This is a genomic window from Streptomyces sp. NPDC057474 (assembly GCF_042802555.1).
Taxonomy (GTDB): Bacteria; Actinomycetota; Actinomycetes; order Streptomycetales; family Streptomycetaceae; genus Streptomyces.
The window spans coordinates 13,796-34,192 of the sequence record NZ_JBHVDX010000054.1; the positions used below are offsets into that span (position 1 = coordinate 13,796).

Annotated in this window: 16 protein-coding genes and 1 pseudogene; 8 read left to right on the forward strand and 9 right to left on the reverse strand. The window is 67.0% G+C overall.

The genetic code is table 11. The features are described 5' to 3' along the window. Positions 1-240: 240 nt before the first annotated feature. From ACFU53_RS17810 to ACFU53_RS17840, 7 genes are all read right to left on the reverse strand, one after another. On the reverse strand, positions 241-1,299 hold the full coding sequence (locus ACFU53_RS17810) for a BMP family protein (RefSeq protein ID WP_383992617.1): 1,059 nt from the start codon (positions 1,297-1,299) through the stop codon (positions 241-243). Between the two features lie 307 nt (positions 1,300-1,606). Continuing rightward, on the reverse strand, positions 1,607-2,860 hold the full coding sequence (locus tag ACFU53_RS17815; protein ID WP_383992620.1) for an amidohydrolase: 1,254 nt from the start codon (positions 2,858-2,860) through the stop codon (positions 1,607-1,609). Positions 2,861-3,139: 279 nt separating this feature from the next. Next, entirely contained in the window at positions 3,140-3,754 is a 615-nt protein-coding gene (locus ACFU53_RS17820) for a low temperature requirement protein A (RefSeq protein WP_383992623.1), read from the reverse strand. A 284-nt stretch (positions 3,755-4,038) separates the two neighbouring features. After that, the gene (locus tag ACFU53_RS17825) at positions 4,039-5,145 is read right to left on the reverse strand and encodes a hypothetical protein (RefSeq protein ID WP_383992626.1); all 1,107 of its coding nucleotides are present in this window, start codon (positions 5,143-5,145) and stop codon (positions 4,039-4,041) included. Between the two features lie 55 nt (positions 5,146-5,200). Continuing rightward, a complete protein-coding gene (locus ACFU53_RS17830; RefSeq protein ID WP_383992628.1) occupies positions 5,201-6,139 on the reverse strand; it encodes an N-acetylneuraminate synthase family protein in 939 nt (312 codons plus the stop codon). A 15-nt stretch (positions 6,140-6,154) separates the two neighbouring features. Beyond that, on the reverse strand, positions 6,155-7,465 hold the full coding sequence (locus tag ACFU53_RS17835) for a cytidylyltransferase domain-containing protein (RefSeq protein WP_383992630.1): 1,311 nt from the start codon (positions 7,463-7,465) through the stop codon (positions 6,155-6,157). A gap of 41 nt (positions 7,466-7,506) precedes the next feature. Next, positions 7,507-8,823 (reverse strand): DUF6716 putative glycosyltransferase, encoded by a 1,317-nt coding sequence (locus tag ACFU53_RS17840; protein WP_383992632.1) that lies wholly within the window; start codon positions 8,821-8,823, stop codon positions 7,507-7,509. 198 nt (positions 8,824-9,021) lie between these two features. Here ACFU53_RS17840 and ACFU53_RS17845 point away from each other — a divergent pair, with 198 nt between their 5' ends. The 6 genes from ACFU53_RS17845 to ACFU53_RS17870 all read left to right on the forward strand — a co-directional run bounded on the left by ACFU53_RS17845 (position 9,022) and on the right by ACFU53_RS17870 (position 15,350). Beyond that, entirely contained in the window at positions 9,022-9,999 is a 978-nt protein-coding gene (locus ACFU53_RS17845; RefSeq protein ID WP_383992635.1) for a glycosyltransferase family 2 protein, read from the forward strand. Beyond that, positions 9,996-11,330: an alpha-2,8-polysialyltransferase family protein gene (locus ACFU53_RS17850; protein WP_383992638.1), complete on the forward strand. Its 1,335-nt coding sequence runs from the start codon at positions 9,996-9,998 to the stop codon at positions 11,328-11,330. Before ACFU53_RS17845 ends, ACFU53_RS17850 begins: the two co-directional genes overlap by 4 nt. Positions 11,331-11,337: 7 nt before the next feature. Next, positions 11,338-12,519 (forward strand): acyltransferase family protein, encoded by a 1,182-nt coding sequence (locus ACFU53_RS17855; protein ID WP_383992641.1) that lies wholly within the window; start codon positions 11,338-11,340, stop codon positions 12,517-12,519. A 154-nt stretch (positions 12,520-12,673) separates the two neighbouring features. Then, positions 12,674-13,600 carry a class I SAM-dependent methyltransferase gene (locus ACFU53_RS17860; protein WP_383992643.1) on the forward strand — a complete coding sequence of 309 codons (927 nt, stop codon included), beginning with the start codon at positions 12,674-12,676 and terminating at the stop codon, positions 13,598-13,600. 417 nt (positions 13,601-14,017) lie between these two features. Then, positions 14,018-14,275, forward strand: coding sequence for an FAD-dependent monooxygenase (locus ACFU53_RS17865; protein WP_383992646.1), 258 nt, complete (start codon positions 14,018-14,020; stop codon positions 14,273-14,275). A 73-nt stretch (positions 14,276-14,348) separates the two neighbouring features. Beyond that, the gene (locus ACFU53_RS17870) at positions 14,349-15,350 is read left to right on the forward strand and encodes an FAD-dependent monooxygenase (protein WP_383992648.1); all 1,002 of its coding nucleotides are present in this window, start codon (positions 14,349-14,351) and stop codon (positions 15,348-15,350) included. On the opposite strand, the pseudogene ACFU53_RS17875 reads toward ACFU53_RS17870, so the two are convergent. Further along, positions 15,347-15,595 (reverse strand): annotated as a pseudogene (locus ACFU53_RS17875) (LysE family transporter); the annotation flags it as partial. The gene ACFU53_RS17870 and the pseudogene ACFU53_RS17875 sit on opposite strands and share 4 nt — an antisense overlap. A 20-nt stretch (positions 15,596-15,615) precedes the next feature. On the opposite strand from ACFU53_RS17875, the gene ACFU53_RS17880 reads away from it, so the two are divergent. After that, complete coding sequence (locus tag ACFU53_RS17880; protein ID WP_383992651.1) at positions 15,616-17,232, forward strand: recombinase family protein; 1,617 nt, start codon at positions 15,616-15,618, stop codon at positions 17,230-17,232. Between the two features lie 794 nt (positions 17,233-18,026). Here ACFU53_RS17880 and ACFU53_RS17885 read toward each other — a convergent pair. Then, on the reverse strand, positions 18,027-18,734 hold the full coding sequence (locus ACFU53_RS17885; protein ID WP_383992654.1) for a hypothetical protein: 708 nt from the start codon (positions 18,732-18,734) through the stop codon (positions 18,027-18,029). 631 nt (positions 18,735-19,365) lie between these two features. Between ACFU53_RS17885 and ACFU53_RS17890 the strand changes: the two genes are divergently transcribed. Further along, entirely contained in the window at positions 19,366-19,716 is a 351-nt protein-coding gene (locus ACFU53_RS17890) for a hypothetical protein (protein ID WP_383992657.1), read from the forward strand. Positions 19,717-20,397 lie beyond the last annotated feature (681 nt).

Below are 20,397 nucleotides of genomic sequence, written 5' to 3' on the forward strand. Positions count from 1 at the left end.
GTTGTTATGGGGCCGTGTTGCAACGTGACTTGGGGGTTGTGGGGCGCGGGTGGGGGGGGGTGGTTCGGGTCGAGTCGCGGCTGCGGGTGCATCGTGGCTGGTCGCGCCCACGCGGCGGAGCCGCACAGTGACACAGCCCCGCGCCCCTGAACAGCATGGGCGTCGTCCGGCGTGGAAACGTGAAGCGGGCGGGTGTATGTGTACACCCGCCCGCTGTCAGCGCTCATCGCAGATCTGGACCTACTCGGTCTTCACCTTGATCGTGCCGTCGATGATCTCTTTCTTGGCCTTGGCGACCGCGTCGGAGAGGCCGGCGATCTCGGCCATCTTCGGGTTGGAGTCGGCGAGGCCGACGCCGTCGACCTTCAGGTCGAAGGTCTGGACGCCGGTGAGGGGCTTGCCGTCCTCGACGGACTTGGCGAGGGCGTAGACCGCGCCGCCGACGTCCTTCAGGGCGGAGGTGAGGATGTACTCCTTGTAGGGGGCGAGAGCCTCCTGGTTGTACTGGTCGGAGTCGACACCGATCGCCCAGACCTTGGCCTTGGCGGCGGCCTCGATGACACCCTGGCCGGAGAGGCCGGCGGCCTGGTAGACGACGTCGGCCTTCTTCTCGATCTGGCCCTCGGCGGCGGCCTTGCCCTTGTCGGGGCTGGAGAAGCCGCCCTCTTCGGCCGTCTGGGTCAGGTACTGCGAGATGACCTTGACCTTGCCGCCGCTGGTGTCCTCGACGCCCTGCTTGTAACCGGCCTCGAACTTGTGGATGAGCGGGATGTCCACACCGCCCACGAAGCCCACGGTGTTCGTCTTGGTGGCCTTGGCGGCCGCGACACCGGCGAGGTACGAGGCCTCCTGCTCGGCGAAGACGAGGGACGCCACGTTGTCACCCTCGACGACCGAGTCGACGATACCGAAGGAGGTGTCCGGGAACTGCTTGGCCGCGGCCTCCATGGCGGGACCGTAGGCGAAGCCGACGCCGATGACGGGGTTGTAACCCTGCTTGGCCAGCGAGGCCAGGCGCTGCTCCTTGTCCGCGTCCGTCTCGCCCTCGGTGGGCTCGATGTCCTCGGTCTGGTACCCGAACTCCTTCTGAGCCTTCTCCAGGCCCGCGTACGCGGCGTCGTTGAAGGACTGGTCGCCCTTGCCGCCGATGTCGTACGCGATCGCGAGGCCCTTTTCGCCCTTGGTGGTCTCGCTGTCGCTGCTACCGCTCTCGCTGCTGGTACCACCACAGGCGGTGGCGGCGAGCGCCAGCGACGCGACCCCCACCGCGACGCGGGTCAGTTTGGAAATCCGACGCATCTTGAAGTTCCCCATCTTCTCCAAAGCCCCGCGACCGGGTGCTCAGTTCGGCGCACATTAACGCGCGTAGACACTCCTGGGAACGGGGTTTCGACTGGCCGTTATCCATTCGTGCCGATGGCCGGTTACGTCCTCGTGAACCAGGGGATCGAAAGGGATGTGTGGGGCACAGTGCCTCTCATGTCCCTCGCGTTCCGTGTACGTGGGGTGACTTCAGCGTGAAGGTGCGCGCTCCGTACGGGGGTCGTACGGACACGCGCACCAGGCTGCCGCGAGGGTGGGCGGGGCGCAACCCGAGAAGGGTCGGTTACCGGCCGGCCGTGTCGAGGACGCGCATGCGGGCGTCCAGGAGGGCCGCTGCGGTGAAGAGTTCGACGCCTACGGTGATGGCGTGTTCGTCGGCGTCGAAGTCGCCCTGGTGGAGGTCGCGGACGGTGAGGTCGCCCGGGCGGCGGACGCCCAGGCGGGCCATGGCGCCGGGGACGTGCTCCAGGTACCAGGAGAAGTCCTCGCCGCCGAGGCTCTGCTCGGTGTCCTCGACGGACTTGACGCCGCGGCGGGCGACCATCGAGTCGTGGAGCAGTTCGGTGACGACGGGGTCGTTGACCACCGGCGGGACGCCCCGGATGTAGTTGATCTCGGGCTTGGCGCGGTGCATGGTCGCGACCTCGTGGACCGCCTCGTTGATCAGGTCGGGGGCCTGCCGCCAGGCGTTGATGTCCAGGCAGCGGACGGTGCCGGAGAGCTCGGCGTGCTGCGGGATGACGTTCGGCGCGTGGCCCGACTCGATGCGGCCCCAGGTCACGACGAGCCCGGCGCGGGCGTCGAAACGGCGGGCGACCAGCGCGGGCACGTCGGTGACGACCCGGGCGGCGGCGGTGACGAGGTCGGTGGTGAGGTGGGGGCGCGCGGTGTGGCCGCCCGGCCCGTCCAGGGAGAGCTCCAGCCGGTCGCAGGCCGAGGTGATGGGACCGTGGCGGAGCCCGATGAGGCCGGCGTCGACTCGCGGGTCGCAGTGCACGGCGATGATCCGGCCGACGCCGGCGAGCGCGCCCGTCTTGATCACGTCGGCGGCGCCGCCGGGCAGGACCTCCTCGGCGGGCTGGAAGATCAGCCGGACGGGGCGGGGCAGCTGTCCCTTGCGGTGCAGGTCGGCGAGGACGAGGCCGGCGCCGAGGACGACGGTGGTGTGCACGTCGTGGCCGCAGGCGTGGGCGCGGTCCGGGACGGTGGAGCGGTAGTCGCAGTCCACCTTGGTGTCCGGGATGGGGAGGGCGTCGATGTCGGCGCGCAGGGCGAGCGCGGAGCTGTCGGTGCCGTTCCAGTCGCCGATGTCACAGATGAGTCCGGTTCCGCTGTCGAGCACGCGCGGGCGGAGGCCTGCCTTCTCCAGGCGGGCCTTGATCGCGGCGGTCGTACGGAACTCCTGGTTGCCGAGCTCCGGGTGCATGTGCAGGTCGCGGCGGAACGCGACGAGTTCGGCACGCAGGGCTTCCGGCAACGTGCCGGGGAGCGACGCTTCGGCTTCCCCTGGCAGATCGGCCTCGGACTCTCGGGACATCAGTTGGTTCACCCTCTGAAGGGTAGGGCGATGGGGCGACCTTCTCACCCTCGATCAACAAAAAATCAGCCCGTGAGGGGAAGTTTTCCGGTCGCACAACGCATACGTATTGGCAGGGATGGGTATACCCGTCCGCCTCTTCGCGGGCAGGTGGACCTCGAGAGAGAAGGAAGCGCTGGGGTTGCCCGCGAATCCCACCATCTAAACGTCCAGGGGTGCCCGGACGATTCCCACACTCCACGGATACCACGTCCGCGCCACTTCACTGTCCCGGAACCATCACCGCCGCGCGCACGATCGGCTACACCTTGTGTTCGATGGGGTGGTCGGGGCGGCGTCGTAGTGGGGAGGCAGGGCGGCGATGGCCTGCGGTTGCGGGGGTGTACCTGGGCGTCGGGGCCGCCGGGTGTGATCGGGTGGCGCGGGGGTGGCGGGGTGACAGGGATCACGGGGGCGGTGGGGGGGCGCGGGCCGACGGGAGCGCGACCGGCGCATGGGGCGCCGACCGGCTCGCCTCCTCAGTCGACCGGCTCGCCTCCTCAGTCGACGGTTCGCCTCCTCAGTCGACGGTTCGCCCTGCTGCTCGTGGGCGCGGCCGCGTCGTCGGGGGCGGAGAGCCAGTACGTCACGAGGTGCAGGACGCGGACCGTGCCCGTAGCAGGCCACGAAGAGCGGGGGCGCGGGCAGGCCGCCCGGGGCGTCGTCGTACACCTCGGGGACCGTCGGGGAGACGATCAGAACGACCGCCATCACCGACACCAGCACCGCGGACATGCCGCCCGAGTCGGCGCGTACGACGTTGCCGAGCCAGGCGAAGCAGCACCAGCACCACCACAGGAGGGCGAGGACGACCATGCCGCCCAGCAGGCGCAGGCGGTGGGGGTCGGCGGCCATCAGGGCGGTGACCTGGGTGATGGCGTAGACGAATACGTCGAAGGCAAGCCGAAGAAGAGCTCGGCGGGCGTGACCTTGTGTCCGTCCGCCGTGGGTGTCAGCCGGACGCGTTCGCCGTGCGTCGTCACAACTCCCCCTTCGGGGAGGGCACTTCACCCTCCCCAGCCACGCGGCGCGACAAGCACGCTCCGACCGGGGAAGCGACCGCTCCGGATGCTCCCGGAGCTAACACTCGGATCAGCGGCGAGGATCAGCGGCGAGGACCGGCAGCGAGGATCAGCGGCTCAGATCGACACCACCGAGGACAGGCGGTGGACGTCCCGTGCCGTGCCCGTGACCCCGGACAGGAAGCCCTGGGCGCGGGGGGAGGCGTTCTGGGTGAGCCAGGTGGGGTCGATGTCACAGACCGCCACGCGTACGTCCGTTCCGGCCAGTGCCAGGGGCAGGGTGTGGACCACCGTCGACGGGAAGCTCAGGATCGTACGGCCGATGGGGCCCCGGCGGGCGATGAGTTCGAGAGGGAGGTCGGGGCGGACGATCTCCAGGCCCGTCTCCGCGGCGAGGGTGTGGAGTTTGTCGGTGCTCTCGCGGCGGTGGGCGAAGTAGCGGGTGGCGCCGTGGGCCGTGGCGAGGGAGCGGACGGCTTCGAGGTAGCGGTCGCCGTCCACCACGCCGGTCTCCACGAGGGACGTGCCCACGAGGTCGGCGCCCTTGGTGATGCGGGGCGGGCCGAAGCGGGCCCGGGTCCAGGAGAAGTCGTTGGCGGTGACGGAGACGCCCTCGGGGGTCTCGTCGATCGGCATGGAGGAGAAGACCTCGACGCGTCTGCCGGCGGTCGGGGTCAGGCGCTTGCGGGCCTTGGAGGAGACCGGGGCGAAGAGCAGGTCGCGGGGGCCGGGCCGGCCGCCCTTGCGGTGCCAGCGGACGAGGCGTTCGCCTCGGGCCAGCTGAGAGACGAACTCCATGGTCGCGGTGCCGTCGTCGACGACGACCACGTCCGGTGCCCGGGTGATGGTCAGCAGGAGCTGGACGTAGCGGGAGAAGGGGTCGCCCAGGACGACGCGGCTCGCGGCCCGCAGCAGCGGGGCGAGGCCGCCGATGGTGCGGAAGGGGGCGGCGGTGCCGCCGCGCGCCTCCTCCCAGCGCACGTCGTGGCCCTCGTCCCGGGCCAGTTCCGCCATACGGCGCAACTGGCCCCGGGTCATGGGGTCGTTGGGCGACAGGACCACCAGGGTGAGCCCCGCGCCGCCTGAACGGAAGGGCCCCGCGCCGGGGTCCTCGGGCGTGCCGAGGGCGTGGGCGTGCGCCCACTCCAGCACGTTCAACAGCTGTACCGGGCTCTCGACGAAGGCGAGAGTGTGGGGGCCGGCGGTTCCGGCGCGGGGGCTCATCGACGTATGACCGTCCCGTAGTGAGGGAGACCCGTGGTCAGGGATTGACGGACGTTCAGACCGAGACCGGCTCGCCCGCCGCCGCCGCGATCTCCGCCTCGGCGACGACGCCGGAGACACGGCGCAGCTTCTTCATGGGGCCGAGCTCGGAGTCGTAGACCTTCTTGACGCCGTCGCCGAGGGAGGCCTCGATGGTGCGGATGTCGCGGACCAGGCGCGTGAGGCCCTGGGGCTCGACGGAGGCGGCCTGGTCGGAGCCCCACATGGCGCGGTCGAGGGTGATGTGGCGCTCGACGAAGGTGGCGCCGAGGGCGACGGCGGCCAGCGTGGTCTGCAGGCCCGTCTCGTGGCCGGAGTAGCCGATCGGGACGTTCGGGTACTCGGCCTGGAGGGTGTTGATGACGCGGAGGTTGAGCTCCTCCGCCTGCGCCGGGTAGGTCGACGTGGCGTGGCACATCAGGATGTTGTCGCTGCCGAGGACCTCGACCGCGTGGCGGATCTGCTTCGGCGTCGACATGCCGGTGGAGAGGATGACCGTGCGGCCGGTGCCGCGCAGGGCGCGCAGCAGCTCGTCGTCGGTCAGGGAGGCGGAGGCCACCTTGTGGGCGGGGACGTCGAACTTCTCCAGGAAGGCGACGGCCTCGGTGTCCCACGGGGAGGCGAACCAGTCGATGTTCTTGCTCTTGGCGTACTCGTCGATCTGGCGGTACTCGTCCTCACCGAACTCCACGCGGTGGCGGTAGTCGATGTAGGTCATGCGGCCCCAGGGGGTGTCGCGCTCGATGTCCCACTGGTCGCGGGGGGTGCAGATCTCGGGGGTGCGCTTCTGGAACTTGACGGCGTCGCAGCCGGCCTCGGCGGCGGCGTCGATCAGCTTGAAGGCGTTCTCCAGCTCACCGTTGTGGTTGATGCCGATCTCGCCGACGACGTAGACGGGGTGGCCGGGGCCGGCGGTCTTCGAACCGAACGTGCGCAGACGGGAGTTGGTGCTCATGGTGGGACCAGTTCCTTACTTGTCGAGGGGGTCGAGAGAGTCGAGAGAGGGACCGAGGATCCAGCCGGCGATCTCCCGGATCGCGCCTTCGCCACCGGGGACGGTGGTGACCGCGCGTGCGGCGCCGCGCACGACGTCGTGGGCGCTGCCGACCGCCACGGGCCAGCCCACGAGGGCGAAGCACGGGAGGTCGTTGACGTCGTTGCCGACGTAGAGCACGCGCTCCGGCGCGATGCCCTGCTCCTCGCACCACTGCTTCAGTGCGAGGTCTTTCCGGTCGATGCCGTGGAGGACCGGGATCTGCAGCTTCCGGGCTCTGGCGGCGACGACCGGGTTCTTCTCCGAGGACAGGATGAGCATCGTCAGGCCGCTCTTGCGAAGGGCCGCGATACCGAGTCCGTCGCCGCGGTGCACGGAGACGAACTCCCGTCCGTCGGAGTCGATCAGCACCCTGTCGTCGGTCTGGGTGCCGTCGAAGTCGAGGACGACCGCGTCGATGTCGGCTGCGGTCGGGAGGGCGCCGGGGCGGTCCGCGTCGAAGAGCGGCGCGAGTGCCTGGGCGCGGGCGAGGTCGTGCGGGTCGTCGATCTCCAGGACCCGGGCGGGGTCGGTGCGGACGAGTTCCGTACGGCCGAAGAAGCGGTGCTGGTGCTTGCGCAGGCCGGCCGCGTCCATGGCGTAGGCGGCGCCGGTCTCCAGCAGGTCCTGGGGTCGGTCCTGGCGGCGGGGGCGGAACGACTTGTCGTGGTTGACGCCGTAGCCACCCTCCGACTCCGTGTCGTCGGTGGGCTCGGTCGTCTCGCCGCCCACGGCTCCCGTGCGGGCGGCTTCGGCGACCAGGGGCTCGTCGACCGTGTCCCGCCAGATGAAGCCGTGGAACGGGGCGACGGTGAGGGCGGTGTCGGCGCCGTGCTCCACGACGGCGCGGGCCACGCCGTCGATGTCCTCGCGGAGGATGAACGGGCTGGTGCACTGGACGAGGAGGACGACGTCGACCGGGGAGCCGTGGAGGGCCTCGTGGGCGTCCAGGGCGTGCAGGACGGCGGCCTCGGAGGTGGCGGTGTCGCCGGCGATGGCGGCTGGCCGCAGGACGACCTCGGCACCGGACACCCGGGCGGCGGCGGCGATGGCGTGGTCGTCGGTGGAGACGACGACGTCGGTCACCAGCCGGGCGCCCAGGCACTCGCGCACCGCGCGGGCCACCAGCGGAACGCCGCCGACGGGGGCGAGGTTCTTCGCGGGGACGCCCTTGGAGCCGCCGCGCGCGGGGATCACGGCGAGCACACGGCGTACGGAAGGCGCTTGACCCGCTTCCGGGTTGGACATGAGTGGAACTCCTTGCGGTGCGTGCGAAGAGGTCGGGCGGCTCACAGCTCCCCCATCCGGCGGATGACGGGCGCCACGCGCTGCACTCCGTGGCGGTAGGCGCCGCGCGCCGCCCGGCGCACGATCTGCCGTACGGGCCCGGCCTGCTTGTCGGCGGCGGGCGCCCCGGGCAGCGGTTCGCCGTCGGGGCCGAGGTGGTGGCGGGCGAGGATGCCGGGCAGATAGCCGGGCGCGGTGACGGGCGTGTAGTACGGCGCGAGGGGCGGCAGTCCGTCGGCCGCCACCAGCTTGGCGATGCGGTCGCGGGCCGCGTCGAAGGCGGTGGCGTACGAGCCGTCCGCGACGACGCCCTGCCGGGCCACCCACTCCGGGTCCGGCGTCGGCTCGTACCCGGCGTCCAGCTGGTCCCAGGAGGCGAGGCAGCCGGAGCCCACGAAGTGGTGGTTGCCGAGGGTCTCGCGGATCCCGAGGTCGGTGAGGACGACGGTGGGGATCCGGCGGTGCAGCGACTCCAGGGCGGCCGTGGAACTGATGGTGACCAGCAGGTCGGTGGTGTCGAGGACCTCGCCCATGTTCCCGTACACCAGACGGAAGTTGGCGGGTGCTCCGCCGGGGAGCCGCTGCACCAGTTTCTGGTACGGCAGTTCCTCGATGTGCGTGGTGTGCTCGCCCGGCTTGGAGCGCAGCTTCAGCAGGACCTGGCGGTCCGGGTGCAGCTTCGCGTGCTGGACGATCCGGTTCAGCAGGTACGTACGGTCCCTGCGGTTGTCCGGGACGGACGGCTGCACGGCGAAGGCGACCGTGTACGGGTCCTCGGCGCCGGCGTAGGGCTTGCCGCCCAGGAAGGGCAGCGCGACCTCGGTGACCGAGGAGGCGTCGGCGCCCACGCCCTCGTACACGGCCCGGAACCGGTCCGCGTCCTGGCGGGAGTTGGCGAGGACGAGGTCCGCGCCGTGCCGCAGCAGCAGACCGTCGGCGAGCTTCTCGTAGACGACACCGACGTAACCGGTGACGACCACGGGCCGCTTCGCACGCCCGTCCCAGGCCCGGCGCAGGCCGTGCAGCATCGCCTGGACACCCCCGCCGACGAGGGAGAGCAGGACGACGTCGTACGACTCCTCCTTCATGGCGCGCAGGAACTCGAGGCCGGTCACCTCGCGCAAGGAGTCGGGGCGGACGCCGACCTCTTGGAGTTGGCGGGCTGTGGGGGTGGCTCGGCCCCGCAGGAGGAAGCCGTCCAGGCGGATGTCCGAATCCTCCGGCGCGAGACGGTTCGCGGTGAGCGCGCCCCATTTCCACCGGGTGTCGGAATCCGCGAGTACGGCGACTCGCAGGCCGTTCGTAGCACTTGCTGGCACATCGAAGACGCTAGGAAGCGATTCCGTTGAACGGCCCAACCCGACTACAACAAAGGGTTAACAGCACATCGCCGAATGGCGAATCGGGGTGCGGAAGGCACAGAAAAGTGCCCGGTTCACGGTACCGCCACGTGTCGTTCACCTGACATCAAGCAGGTGGTCAAGACGAATGCCGGAGGGCCGCCTAACGTCACGGGGGTGGTCAAGCTCTCCGTCATCGTGCCGTTCTACAACGTGCAGCAATACGCGCCCGACACCCTGAAGAGCCTCAGAGTCAACGCTCGCGAGGACTTCGAATTCATTCTCGTCGACGACTGCTCTCGCGACGAGACACCGGACATTCTCGCGCGCGCGGAGCGCGAGCTGCCGGGGGCGGTGTATGTCAGACACGAGAAGAACGGAGGACTGGCGACCGCGCGCAACACGGGCATCGACAAGGCCCGCGGCGAATACCTGACGTTCCTCGACGGGGACGACTGGCTCGCCCCCGGCTACTACCCCCAACTTCTGGGCGCCATAGAGGACCTGGGCTGCGACTTCGTGCGCACGGACCATGTCCAGTGCACCGCGCGGGCCCGCTCCATCCACCGGGTGCCCAACGGGCGCCGGGGCGTGGTGATGAACCCGCGGGACGCGATCCTGCCCGCCGACCGCTCCACCTCCGTCGACTACGCGTACGCCTGGGCGGGCATCTACCACCGCCGGCTGGTCGACAAGGGTGTGCTGCACTTCACTCACGGGCTGCGCACGGCGGAGGACCGGCCGTGGATCTGGAAGCTCCACCGGGAGGCTGATTCCTTCGCCACGGTGGGGCTGCTGGGCGTCTTCTACCGGCGCGGCGTGGCGTCTTCCCTGACCCAGATCGGCGACGTACGACAGCTCGATTTCATTCGCGCATTCGACCAGGTCATCGCGGAAACGGCGCAGGACCGGGACGCGGACAGACTTCTCCCCAAGGCCGTGCGCACCTATTGCGCGATTATCTCCCACCATTTGGGATCCATCGAAAGGTTCGAGCCGGCGGTGGCACGGAAACTGAAGTCGATGAGCGCGGTCGCGCTGCGCAGAATGCCGCAGGACGTGCTCGACGAGGCCCTCGACTCCATGGACGTCCAGCGCGCCACCCGGCTGCGCCGGCTGCGCCGCCGTTCCGCCGCCACGGGGGTCGCCGCGTGACCACGCAGATCTTCATGGCGTCCACGCTGTACGGCACGGCCACGCTGGCCGCCGCCCTGGACACCGAGTGCTTCCGCCCCGCCGCCCGGCGCATCCTGCTGATCTCCAACAACGCGGCGACGCCCGAGACGGCCCCCGCCCTGGACGAGATGCCCGGCTTCGAGCGGCTGCGCGGCCGCTTCGACGAGGTGATCTCCTGGAACGAGACCATCTCCCCCTTCCACCCGGGCGGCTGGTCCCCGCGTTTGGACGACGTACCGCTGTGGGAGCGGCACCTGCGGCTGCTGTGGAACCTGGGCGACGACGACGTCGAGCTGGCCGTGGAGTCCATCCAGGTCCACCCGGCGCTCGGCTTCGCCCAGATCTTCACCGGCGCCCCCGTGACCGTGTACGCGGACGGCCTGATGAGCTACGGCCCCACCCGCAACAAGATCGACCCGCTGGTCGGCACGCGCATCGACCGGCTCCTCCACCTGGACCTGGTGCCGGACCTGAAGCCGCTGCTGCTCACCGAGTTCGGGGTCGAGGCGGAGATCGTGCCGACGGACGCCTTCGTGAAGGTGCTGGCGGAACTGGTCGACACCGGTGACACGCTGCCCGCGATCGAGGAGCCGGCGCTACTGCTCGGCCAGTACCTCTCCGCGCTCGGCATCCTCACCGCCGAGGAGGAGGAAGACCTCCACGTTCGGATGCTGAACGGCGCGGTCGCGCTCGGCCACACCAAGGTCGTGTTCAAGCCGCACCCCAGCGCCCCGGCCCGTTGGTCGCGCGGCCTGGAGAAGGAGGCCGAGCGCCTCGGCGCCGATCTGACGGTCCTGGACACGCCGGTCCTCGCCGAGGTGCTCTACCAGCGGATGCGTCCGGCCCTCGTCGTCGGCTGCTTCTCCACGGCCCTGCTCACCGCCTCCGCGCTGTACGGCCTTCCGGTCGCCCGCGTCGGCACGAGCACCCTGCTGGACCGGCTCGCCCCGTACGAGAACAGCAACCGGGTGCCCGTCACGATCGTGGACGCGCTGCTGCCGGAGCTGGGCGACCGGGCGGCGGTCACCTCGCAGAAGCCGGGCACGATGGTGGCGGACCTCAACGGCCTGGTCCGGGCGGTGGGTTTCGCGATGCAGTCGAAGATCTACCCGTCGCTGCGCGCCGAGACCGCGGTGTATCTGACGAAGCATCTGAGCGCGCACACCCTGCGGTACTTCAAGCGCCGCCGCCTCACCTCGCTGGGCCTGCCCGGCGGTATCCCCGTCCAGCTCGCCTTCATCCCGCGCAACGCGACGGTGCGAAGAGTCGCGCGGCGGGCCCGGTCCCTCAAGCGAGCGACCTTGGGGTGAGCCCCGGGTGACATCTTCAACAGAGACCGCCGACAGGCCTGAGTCCCGGCTGCGGGAGCGTCGTGGCTGGTCGCGCCCCGCGGCAGAGCCGCAAAACGATACAGCCCCGCGCCCCTTCGGGGGCGCTCGGCCCAAGCCTCGGTTGTATGCGCTGGACGGGCTGCGGTTGCTCGCCGCACTCTCTGTCGCGGCCTATCACTACGGTGGTCGCGACGGGGAGATCGGCAAGGCGTGGGGGGCTTCGCCGACCGTGCAGTTTCCGACCGCTCACACCTGGTTCGCGTACGGCTGGGCGGGGGTTCAGGCCTTCTTCGTGATCAGTGGGTTCGTCATCTGTGCGAGTGGGTGGGGGCGTTCGGTCCAGTCGTTCGTGGCCTCCCGCGCGGCGCGGCTGTTCCCGGCGTACTGGGCGGCGGTGATCCTGGTCGCGGCGGTCTTCGCGCTTCCCGGCATCGCCTTCGCGCGGGTGTCCGCCAGCGACTTCCTGGTCAACCTCACGATGCTGCAGATGCCGCTCGGCGCGGACCGCGTGCTGGGCGTGTGCTGGACCCTGTGGGCGGAGGTCCGCTTCTACATCCTGTTCGCGCTGTGTGTGGTCCTGCCCGGGGTGACCCGCAGACGGGTGATCTGGTTCTGCGGCGGCTGGACGCTGGCCTCCGTCCTGGCGCGGGCCGCGAAGGAACCGCTGCTGGACGTGGTCCTGATGCCGGAGTACGCGTCCCTGTTCATCGGCGGCATCGGCCTCTACCTGGTGCACCGCGACCGCCGGGACACCGCGGCCTGGCTGATCGTGGTGTTCAGCCTGCTGCTGAGCCAGTACCACACGGTTGAGGACATGTGGCACGCCCCGAACCCCGACTTCTTCTCCTACCGCTCCCAGCTCGGCATCATCCTCGCCGTCACCGTCGGCTTCGTGGCCGTGGGGGCGGTGGCCCTGGGCCTCCTGGACCGCGTGAACTGGCCCTGGCTGACCACCGCGGGTGCCCTGACGTACCCCTTCTACCTCGTGCACGAGCACCTGGGCTGGCCGGTGGTCCAGGCACTGCACCAGGGCCTGGACATCCCGTCCTCCCTCACCCTCGCGCTCACCGTGGCGCTGATGCTGACGCTCGCCTGGCTGCTGCACCTGTGGGTCGAACGCCCGTTGCAGCCATTGCTGCGCAAGTCACTCGGGGGGCGCCGTGGTTGAACGTGAAATTGGCCCAGTGTTCATTCGACCCGAGGATTCGAAATCGCCTCCGCGGAGAGACTCCGCATCATCCTTGACCGGGCCATAGCCATCTCATAGGTTCCTGGCCCGTTCGCCTGTTCGCCTCGTCGACGCAAGAGAGTCTTCTGTCCTCATGACCTCTGAACAAGGCACGATCCGGCTCCCCCGTGAACTCGATGACGTCCCCGGCTGGTTTCCGGTGCTCGACCAACTGCTCTTCGACTGGCTCCTGAACCGACAGGAGGTCGCGGGCGAGAGGGGCGACCTTCTGGAGGTCGGCGTCTACATGGGCAAGAGCGCCATCTTCCTCGGCCGGCATCTCCAGGAGGGCGAGGCCTACACGGTCTGCGACCTCTTCGAGAGCGACGCACCGGACGACGCCAACGCGGCGGAAGCCACCAAGTCGTACCGCAGCACGCTCACCCGCCAGGCCTTCGAGGCGAACTACCTCTCCTTCCACGACGAGCTGCCCCGCGTCCTGCAGGGCCCCAGCTCGATCGTCCCCGGCGAGGTCAAGCCGCGCTCCTGCCGTTTCGTGCACATCGATGCCTCGCACCTGTACGAGCACGTCGAGGGCGACATCACCGCCGCCCGGGACATACTCCTCCCCGGCGGCCTCGTCGTCCTCGACGACTTCCGCTCGGAGCACACCCCGGGCGTCTCCATCGCCGCGTGGGAGGCCGTCCTCAACCGGGGCCTCAACCCCATCTGCCTCAGCACGCAGAAGCTCTACGGCACCTGGGACGACCCGGAGCCCATCCAGGAGGCCCTCCTGGAGATGGTCGCGGAGCGGGACGACTGCCACGTCAGCAACCAGCAGGCAGCCGGCCACCGCATCATCCGCCTCAAGTCCAAGGGCATGAAGGCTCCCGCCTTCCCGAATTCCCGCCACTGGACAGAGCCTCCGCCCCCGGCCCCAGCCCCGGCAGCCCCCAAGCCACAGCCCCCGGCCCGCCCCCGCCCGCCCCGGCCCCCGCAGAGCAGCGCCCGCAAACTGGCCGTGGACCTGCTGCCACCGCTGGTGACGAGGGCGATCAGGAAGGCGAGGGCGGGGAAGTGAGTGGCGGGTCGGTAGTGCCGCAGGGTCGGTAACGACGCAGGGTCGGTAACGACGCCGGGGCGGTAACGACGCCGGGGCGGTAGTGCCGCAGGGTCGGTGAACGACGCACGTCGATAAGCGACGCGGATCGTGTGTTCCCCGCGCCTCGCAGGGCGCGGCCTCGCAGGAGGCTCCGCCCCTGAACGGGGCCGCAGTTCCCCTGAGGGGCGCAGCCCCGAAAGGGGCGCGGGGAACTGCGCGACCAGCCACACCCAACCCGCAGCCGCCCACCGACCTCCCCCGCCGAGCTCTCAGCTCCCCCCACTCCCCCGCAGCGTCACGGCAATCCCAACCAGCACCGCCTCGAGCCCCGCCTCGAACCCCCGCTCCTGATCCCGGTGGGCCACCGCGCTGTTCCCCGGCTCACGCGGCAAGGAAATGCAGCCCCGCACCCTGGAGGTCCTCGACGACCTCGGCGTACTCGACGCGGTCCGCGCCGGCGGCGGCCCCACCCCCGTCGGCATGGTCTGGAGCGAGGGGAGCCGACAGGGCGAGCACCGGATGTTCGAGGTGTCGGCACCGACGGAGGCCGAGCCGTACCAGGGCCCGTGGCTGATCCCCCAGTGGCGGACACAGGAGATCCTGCTGTCCCGCCTGCGGGAACTGGGCGGCGACGTCACCCTCGACCGAGGCTGACCGCACTGACCCAGGACGCGGAGGCGGGACGACGTCCTTCACCACCGGCCCCGAGGTCGGCGCCCGCTACGCCGTGGCCGCCGACGGGGGCCGCTCCACCGTGCGGCGCCTCCTCGGCATCGGCATGACCGGCGAGACCGTCGACCCGAGCCCGACCCTGGTGGCCGACATCCGCGTCCCGGCCCTCGACCGTGACAACTGGCACCTGTTCCCGCCGGCCGGCGAACACGGCTTCATGGCGATCTGCCCCCTCCCGGCACCGAGGACTTCCAGCTGGCCGCCAACTTCCCGGACCCGGACAAGGTGGTCGACCTCTCGCCGGACGGCATCCGCAAGGGTCGTCGCCGCCCGCTCCCACCTCGCCCCCGAGGACGTGACGGAGGTGCGCTGGGCGTCGGACTTCCGGCCCCGGACCGCGCTGGCGGACCGCTTCCGCGAGGGGCGCGTGTTCCTCGCCGGGGACGCGGCGCACGTCCACTCGCCCGCTGGGGGCCAGGGCCTCAACACCAGCGTCCAGGACGCGAACAACCTGGGCTGGAAGCTGGGCGCGGTGCTGCGCGGCGACGCGGACGAGGCGCTGCTGGACACGTACGAGGAGGAGCGGCGCCCGGTGGCCGCGGCCATGCTCGGCCTGTCCACGCGGGTCCACCGGGGCAGGAACGCCGTGGCCGGGCCACCCAGCAGCTGGGCCTCGGCTACCGGGAAGCCTCCCTCTCCGTCGACACCACCCGCGAGCACCTGCCCCCGGACGCCCTCCACCCCGGCGACCGCGCCCCCGACGGCGACGCGGCGACGTACGCCTCTTCGACGCCTTCCGTGGCCCGCACTGGACCCTGCTCACGGTCGCGGTCGGCACCGACGCGCCGACGGACCTTCCAGACCTGCCGGATCTGCCGGACCTGCCGGACCTGCCGCGACTGAAGAACGTACGCCCGGTTCACATCCCGCCCTACGAGGCCTACGGCACCGGTGTCTTCCTCATCCGCCCCGACGGCTACGTCGGCTACGTCGGCTGGGCGGGCGACACCCCGACCGGCCTCACCGCATACGCGACCGCAGCGGGTCTCTCGCCTAGGCGCCGCTCGCCAGCGACAGCTTGACCGCGAACCCCAGGAACAACGCCCCCGCCGCCGAGGTGGCCCCCGCCGACAGCCGCTTCCGGCGACGGAAGCCGGCGGCCAGCCTGGTGCCGCTGAATATCAGCGCGCTCAGGTAGAGGAAGCTGGCGACCTGGGCGAAGGCGCCGAGCACGACGAAGGAGAGGGCGGGGTAGGCGTACCCGGGGTCCACGAACTGCACGAAGAACGTTCCAAAATCCAACTGCGTGTTAGCCTCCGGCCATGACGACCAGGACCAGACCCAGACGCCAGGCAACCGGAGCCAAGGCAGGCGCAGAGGTCGAGACCAAGTGGACGACCGAGGAGCTAGCCGAGCTAGCCGAGCTAGAAGCAGCTACCGCTCTCCTACCCGAGGACGCCCCCCGAGGACTGTTGTCGGTCCGCCTCTCGGTCCTCACCGAGGAGACAACCTCTCCGGTTCGTCAGGAACTCGACCTCAGGCGGCACGCCGTACAGAAGGGCATCCGAGCCATCGGAGTAGCCCGAGACCTCAACGTGTCGGCAACCAAGAAGTCCCCCTTCGAACGCAAGGAACTTGGTGACTGGCTTAAAAACCGGATTCCAGAGTTCGACCTGATCCTCTTCTGGAAGCTTGACCGGTTCATTCGCCGGATTACCGACCTTCACGAAGCAATCACGTGGTGCCAGAAGTACGACAAAAACCTTGTTTCTCTGAATGACACCCTGGATCTCGATTCCCCTATGGCACAGGCGATGGTCACCTTCATCGCTGCCGTGGCCGAGATCGAAGCGGCCAACACCAAAGTCCGTGTCACTTCCCTGTGGGAGCACACCAAGGCTAGTGACGATTGGAGGGTCGGGAAACCCTCCTACGGGTACTACGTTGACAAGGTGGACGGGAAGAACAAGCTCGTACAATACCCAGACGAGGCGAAGGTGCTCAGGTACATGTACCGAGCTGCCATCCGAGGAGTCCCGGCAAACCGGATTGCACTGGTCCTCAACAGAGCCAAGGTCCCGACCTACAGCAATAGAACATGGAACAACCAGCAAGTACTTCGGAACCTTCGGAACCCCGCCATCAAGGGAGTGCGCACCGAAGGCGGAACCAAATCCGCTGGATACCGCTCTAAGCCTGTTCTGGACAAGAACGGCAAAGAGATCATGGTCACCGACGAGCCAATCCTCACAGCCGAAGAGTTCGACAAGGTAGGTGAAGCTCTCGACACCCGAAAGAAGAACAAGAGGCATCACGAGAAGAACCGAAACCCCACCCGATTCCTAGATGTCATGAAGCACCGCGACTGTGGTAACAACATTAACGAGACCAACAATTACAAAAAGCTTGCTTCTGGCGAGGAAAGGGAGTACCGCTACCTCAGGTGCCCCAAGTGCCGAAAGCCCGGATTCGTAATCCCCCAGCCTGAACAAATGTATAGCTGGATCGCTAGCGAAGTGATCAAATCCATCGGAGAGCATGACGTGGTCTACCGAGAATACTCCAAGGGGGAAGAAAACCGTAAGGAGCGGAAGCGCATCCAAGATTCCATCAGCTACTACATGACTGGCCTGGAACCTGGGGGCCGGTACGACAGGGAGGGTTTCGTTAAGGAGCGGGCTCAGGAAACTCTCGATAACCTCATGACCGAGCTGGACAAGATTGACCCGGAGTCGACTAAAGACAGGTGGATTTACGTTCGATCTGGACAGACCTACGTCGAACACTGGCAGAGCGGCGGAGTGGAAGCCATGGAAAACGACCTCCTGCGAGCCGGAATTACATTCGACATCTGGAAGGAGGACGGAGAAGTGCTGACGGATATGAAAATCCCGGAAGACTTGCTTGACCGCCTCGTGCGGACCGCAGATATCGACTAGGCCGAGTAGCCCCTAGCGCCAGAATGAGCCCCGCCTTTCGAGTCGGGGCCTTTCTCATGTCCGCACACAAATTAAGGAATCCACTATTTGGACAGATTCAGCAAAAAGTGCCTACACCCCTTGGCGCTACTGGCCGCGTGATTGTGGTCACGCCCTCACTCGGGAGGGATTTTGGGTCCTCCCTGATCCACGGAGACCCGTGCAGGTTTAAAGACCATATGACGTCCCGATCCGGAAAACGCCCGTAAGGGGCCCACCCCCCTCCCCCTGGGCACCCATATACACAAGCGCTGCGATAAATCCACAAACAAACTTCTGTGCTCGATCGATGAAAGAACCGAGCAAGTGCTAACGCTTCTGAAAGCTTGTCTCAGCCTCAATCTCAGTTAGCTTGACCCAAACCACTTGGCCCCGATTGTTCGGCTGTCAGGCGAACCCTTCAACGTTGCCGACAAGAGACCTGAGTGAAGAACTGTCGGCTAACGGTATGCGGGTCCTGACGAGGATGAATTGGCGGACATCGTGTCCTCTAATTACAGTTTCGGCCGTGGCCGCCCTCGATGACGATCTTCACCCGGCGTGCCGTACTCCTGCTGGGGATGCTCCTGAGAGGACGGCAGGAGGAGACACAGGGCACCGGGAGTCTTGCCGACAGTGGGACATGCCAAAGGGGCCGACTCATGGAGCCGACCCCGGGTCTTACTGAGTGCCCATCCGGGCTATTCGATTGAGGCAGAAGAGAGGGTCCCTCCCCCTCCTACAACCCAGGTACCTCCCGAGCCCACATGAGCGAATTATCGGGTGCGAAACCGATCCTCATACCTTTGCGTTCGCTGGGCCCGCAGGCCTTTGCAATCAAGAGAATCATCGTGTGCACACTCGCCATCTACCGTGACGTCAACCAGGGTCTTATTTCCCTCAGCGTCAACTCTAAAAACTCTGACTTTAATGTTTCCCTTCTTGGCCTGCTTCTGCGGGGTCACGCTTTCTCTATCCGTCATATCGGATTCGAGGACTAGAGGTCCTTTTAGGTGCTCACCTAGAGAATTCGATTTCGATTGAGGCGCGGAACTGCCATCTTCTCCTCGCTCAAGGAATCCCAACTTCTCGGCTTCGGTCAAGTGATTCTCAATGGTGCCGGAATCATCCGGAAGGAAATGAGACATTGTCTCGACTGGTTCCGTTGTCTTTGTCTTACTCATCGCCACATAGGCAGCGGCCAGAGCCTTTAGGTAGTTGTCACTTAGTGGACCCTTTCCGTCACTCTGATAGTTCCGAACTGTCCGCAGTGCATCCAGTGCCGTACCCATGGCGGACACAGTCTCCGGGGGGTTCGGGTGAGACAGCTTCACGTCTCGGAGTACAGCGCCTGTGATGCCGCACCTGGCGGCTCCCTGCTTGTCTGTCGTGATGTGCAGCTCGGAGGGGAACGGGCCTGTCTCTGTCCAGACGGCCCGCACAGTCCAGGGGCCGATCTGCTGTGTCGTCTCCTCAATTTCCATACCGCCGACTGTACTTGGTGACGTGATGTGCAGCCCTCGGATTCTCAAAGTCCGCTCAACCACTTACTTAGTTAGTTAGGGAATGCCACCTAAATAAATTGAGACCCAGATCACACCACCAGACCTGTAACGACTGAGCAGAACAGAACGATGTACCTAGTGACGGATCGATTGCTTGTCCGTGCTCTACTCGCTAGGAATGAAAAACTGCTCATGCTTTAGCCTGCCCTAAAACTGGCGGCCAGCATTCGCCGCAATCGAATACAACGAAGAGCCCGCCAGGCGAATTGGCGGGCTCCTCTATTTTCATCATCCCGCATCCAGAGGTCTGGCTTACGCCGAGCCTCTTTCCTTACGTCCGAATGGAGAAGCCCACATGCCGACTGTACTCGACCCTTTTTCCGACGCTGGCTCTACTAACCCTGCCTGGATGTGTGACTACTGTGGTACTTCCAACCCTGTACACGGGAATCACGGTGGTTCCGTGAATCCTGATCAGGAAGTTTGCCTGGAAAAGCCTGTCACCTACGCTACTCCCAATTGCGACACATGCCAGCATCTGATTGGACACCATGACGGATGCCCCGAGGTTGCCCAGGCGCCCCCTGTAGCCACTGAAACAGTGAAGCCGGTGTCTACTCCCATCGAACCTGAGAACAGCCCTCAGGGAGCGAATGGAGGGCGTGTGGTTCAAAGGTGGGTTAACGCTCTTGCCGGTGCCCAGACGACTGTCCCCGGAAGGGATGGCAAAGACAAGCGTCTTTCCTGGTCTGAGAAGGCACTCGGCATGGTGATTGCGAACCATGCCAACTGGAGCAAGGGAACCGTCTTCATCGGAACCGAGAAGCTGGCAGAGATAACCGAGTCTGATGAACGGAACGTCAAGGCCCGCCGTGCCGCCCTTAAGGCGCACGGCTGGCTAGTGGAAACTGGCAACTACCGGATGGGATGCAAGGTCTTTCAGCTCACCATTCCCGAGTGATGGGGTGGCAGTTCTTACCACCCCTGGCATCCATGGGGGTGGTAGTTTCCAACACCTGGGGTGGTGGTTCTTATCACCTGGGGTGGTAGATCTGACCATCCATACTTACTAAGAACCCACAAAGGTTCTTATATAGAGAAAGCTCGACTGAGGGTCGAGCAGTCAGCCGCTTTTGGCGGCTAAGTAGATTCATAGACCCAGATGGGCCAGAATCCATCTGGGGATGGAAGGTCGCATCTGAGTCCAGATGCTCAGTCCTCCTCCGCCGGCACTAGCCAGGAGCTAACTCCTGCCTGTCCTCCGGAGTCTCTTCAATCCCAGATGGGAGAGAACCCTAAGGTTCTCGTGTTCGTGATGGACAGATGGTCTTCGACAGATTCACTACTGGATCTCACCTGCACCTACTGCTATGCACTCCGGTGCTTAACGGTGACCTCCATCAGTTCATGGACCATCTGACAGTTGTTTCTCATTCCATCCACCGATGACCAGTCGGCAACAACCACCCCCGTAGCTTTGCGAGGGGGATGGTCGTCTTGACTTGGTCACGGCGTCTTGAATGTGGCCGCCGGTTGGCAGCTACCTTCAAGATTCCTTAACTGCAATCTACTCATCCGTATCCTCGGTGAGACGGACGAAGACTGACGGAGGTACCGAGACGATGACCGAGAGCGAATGGCT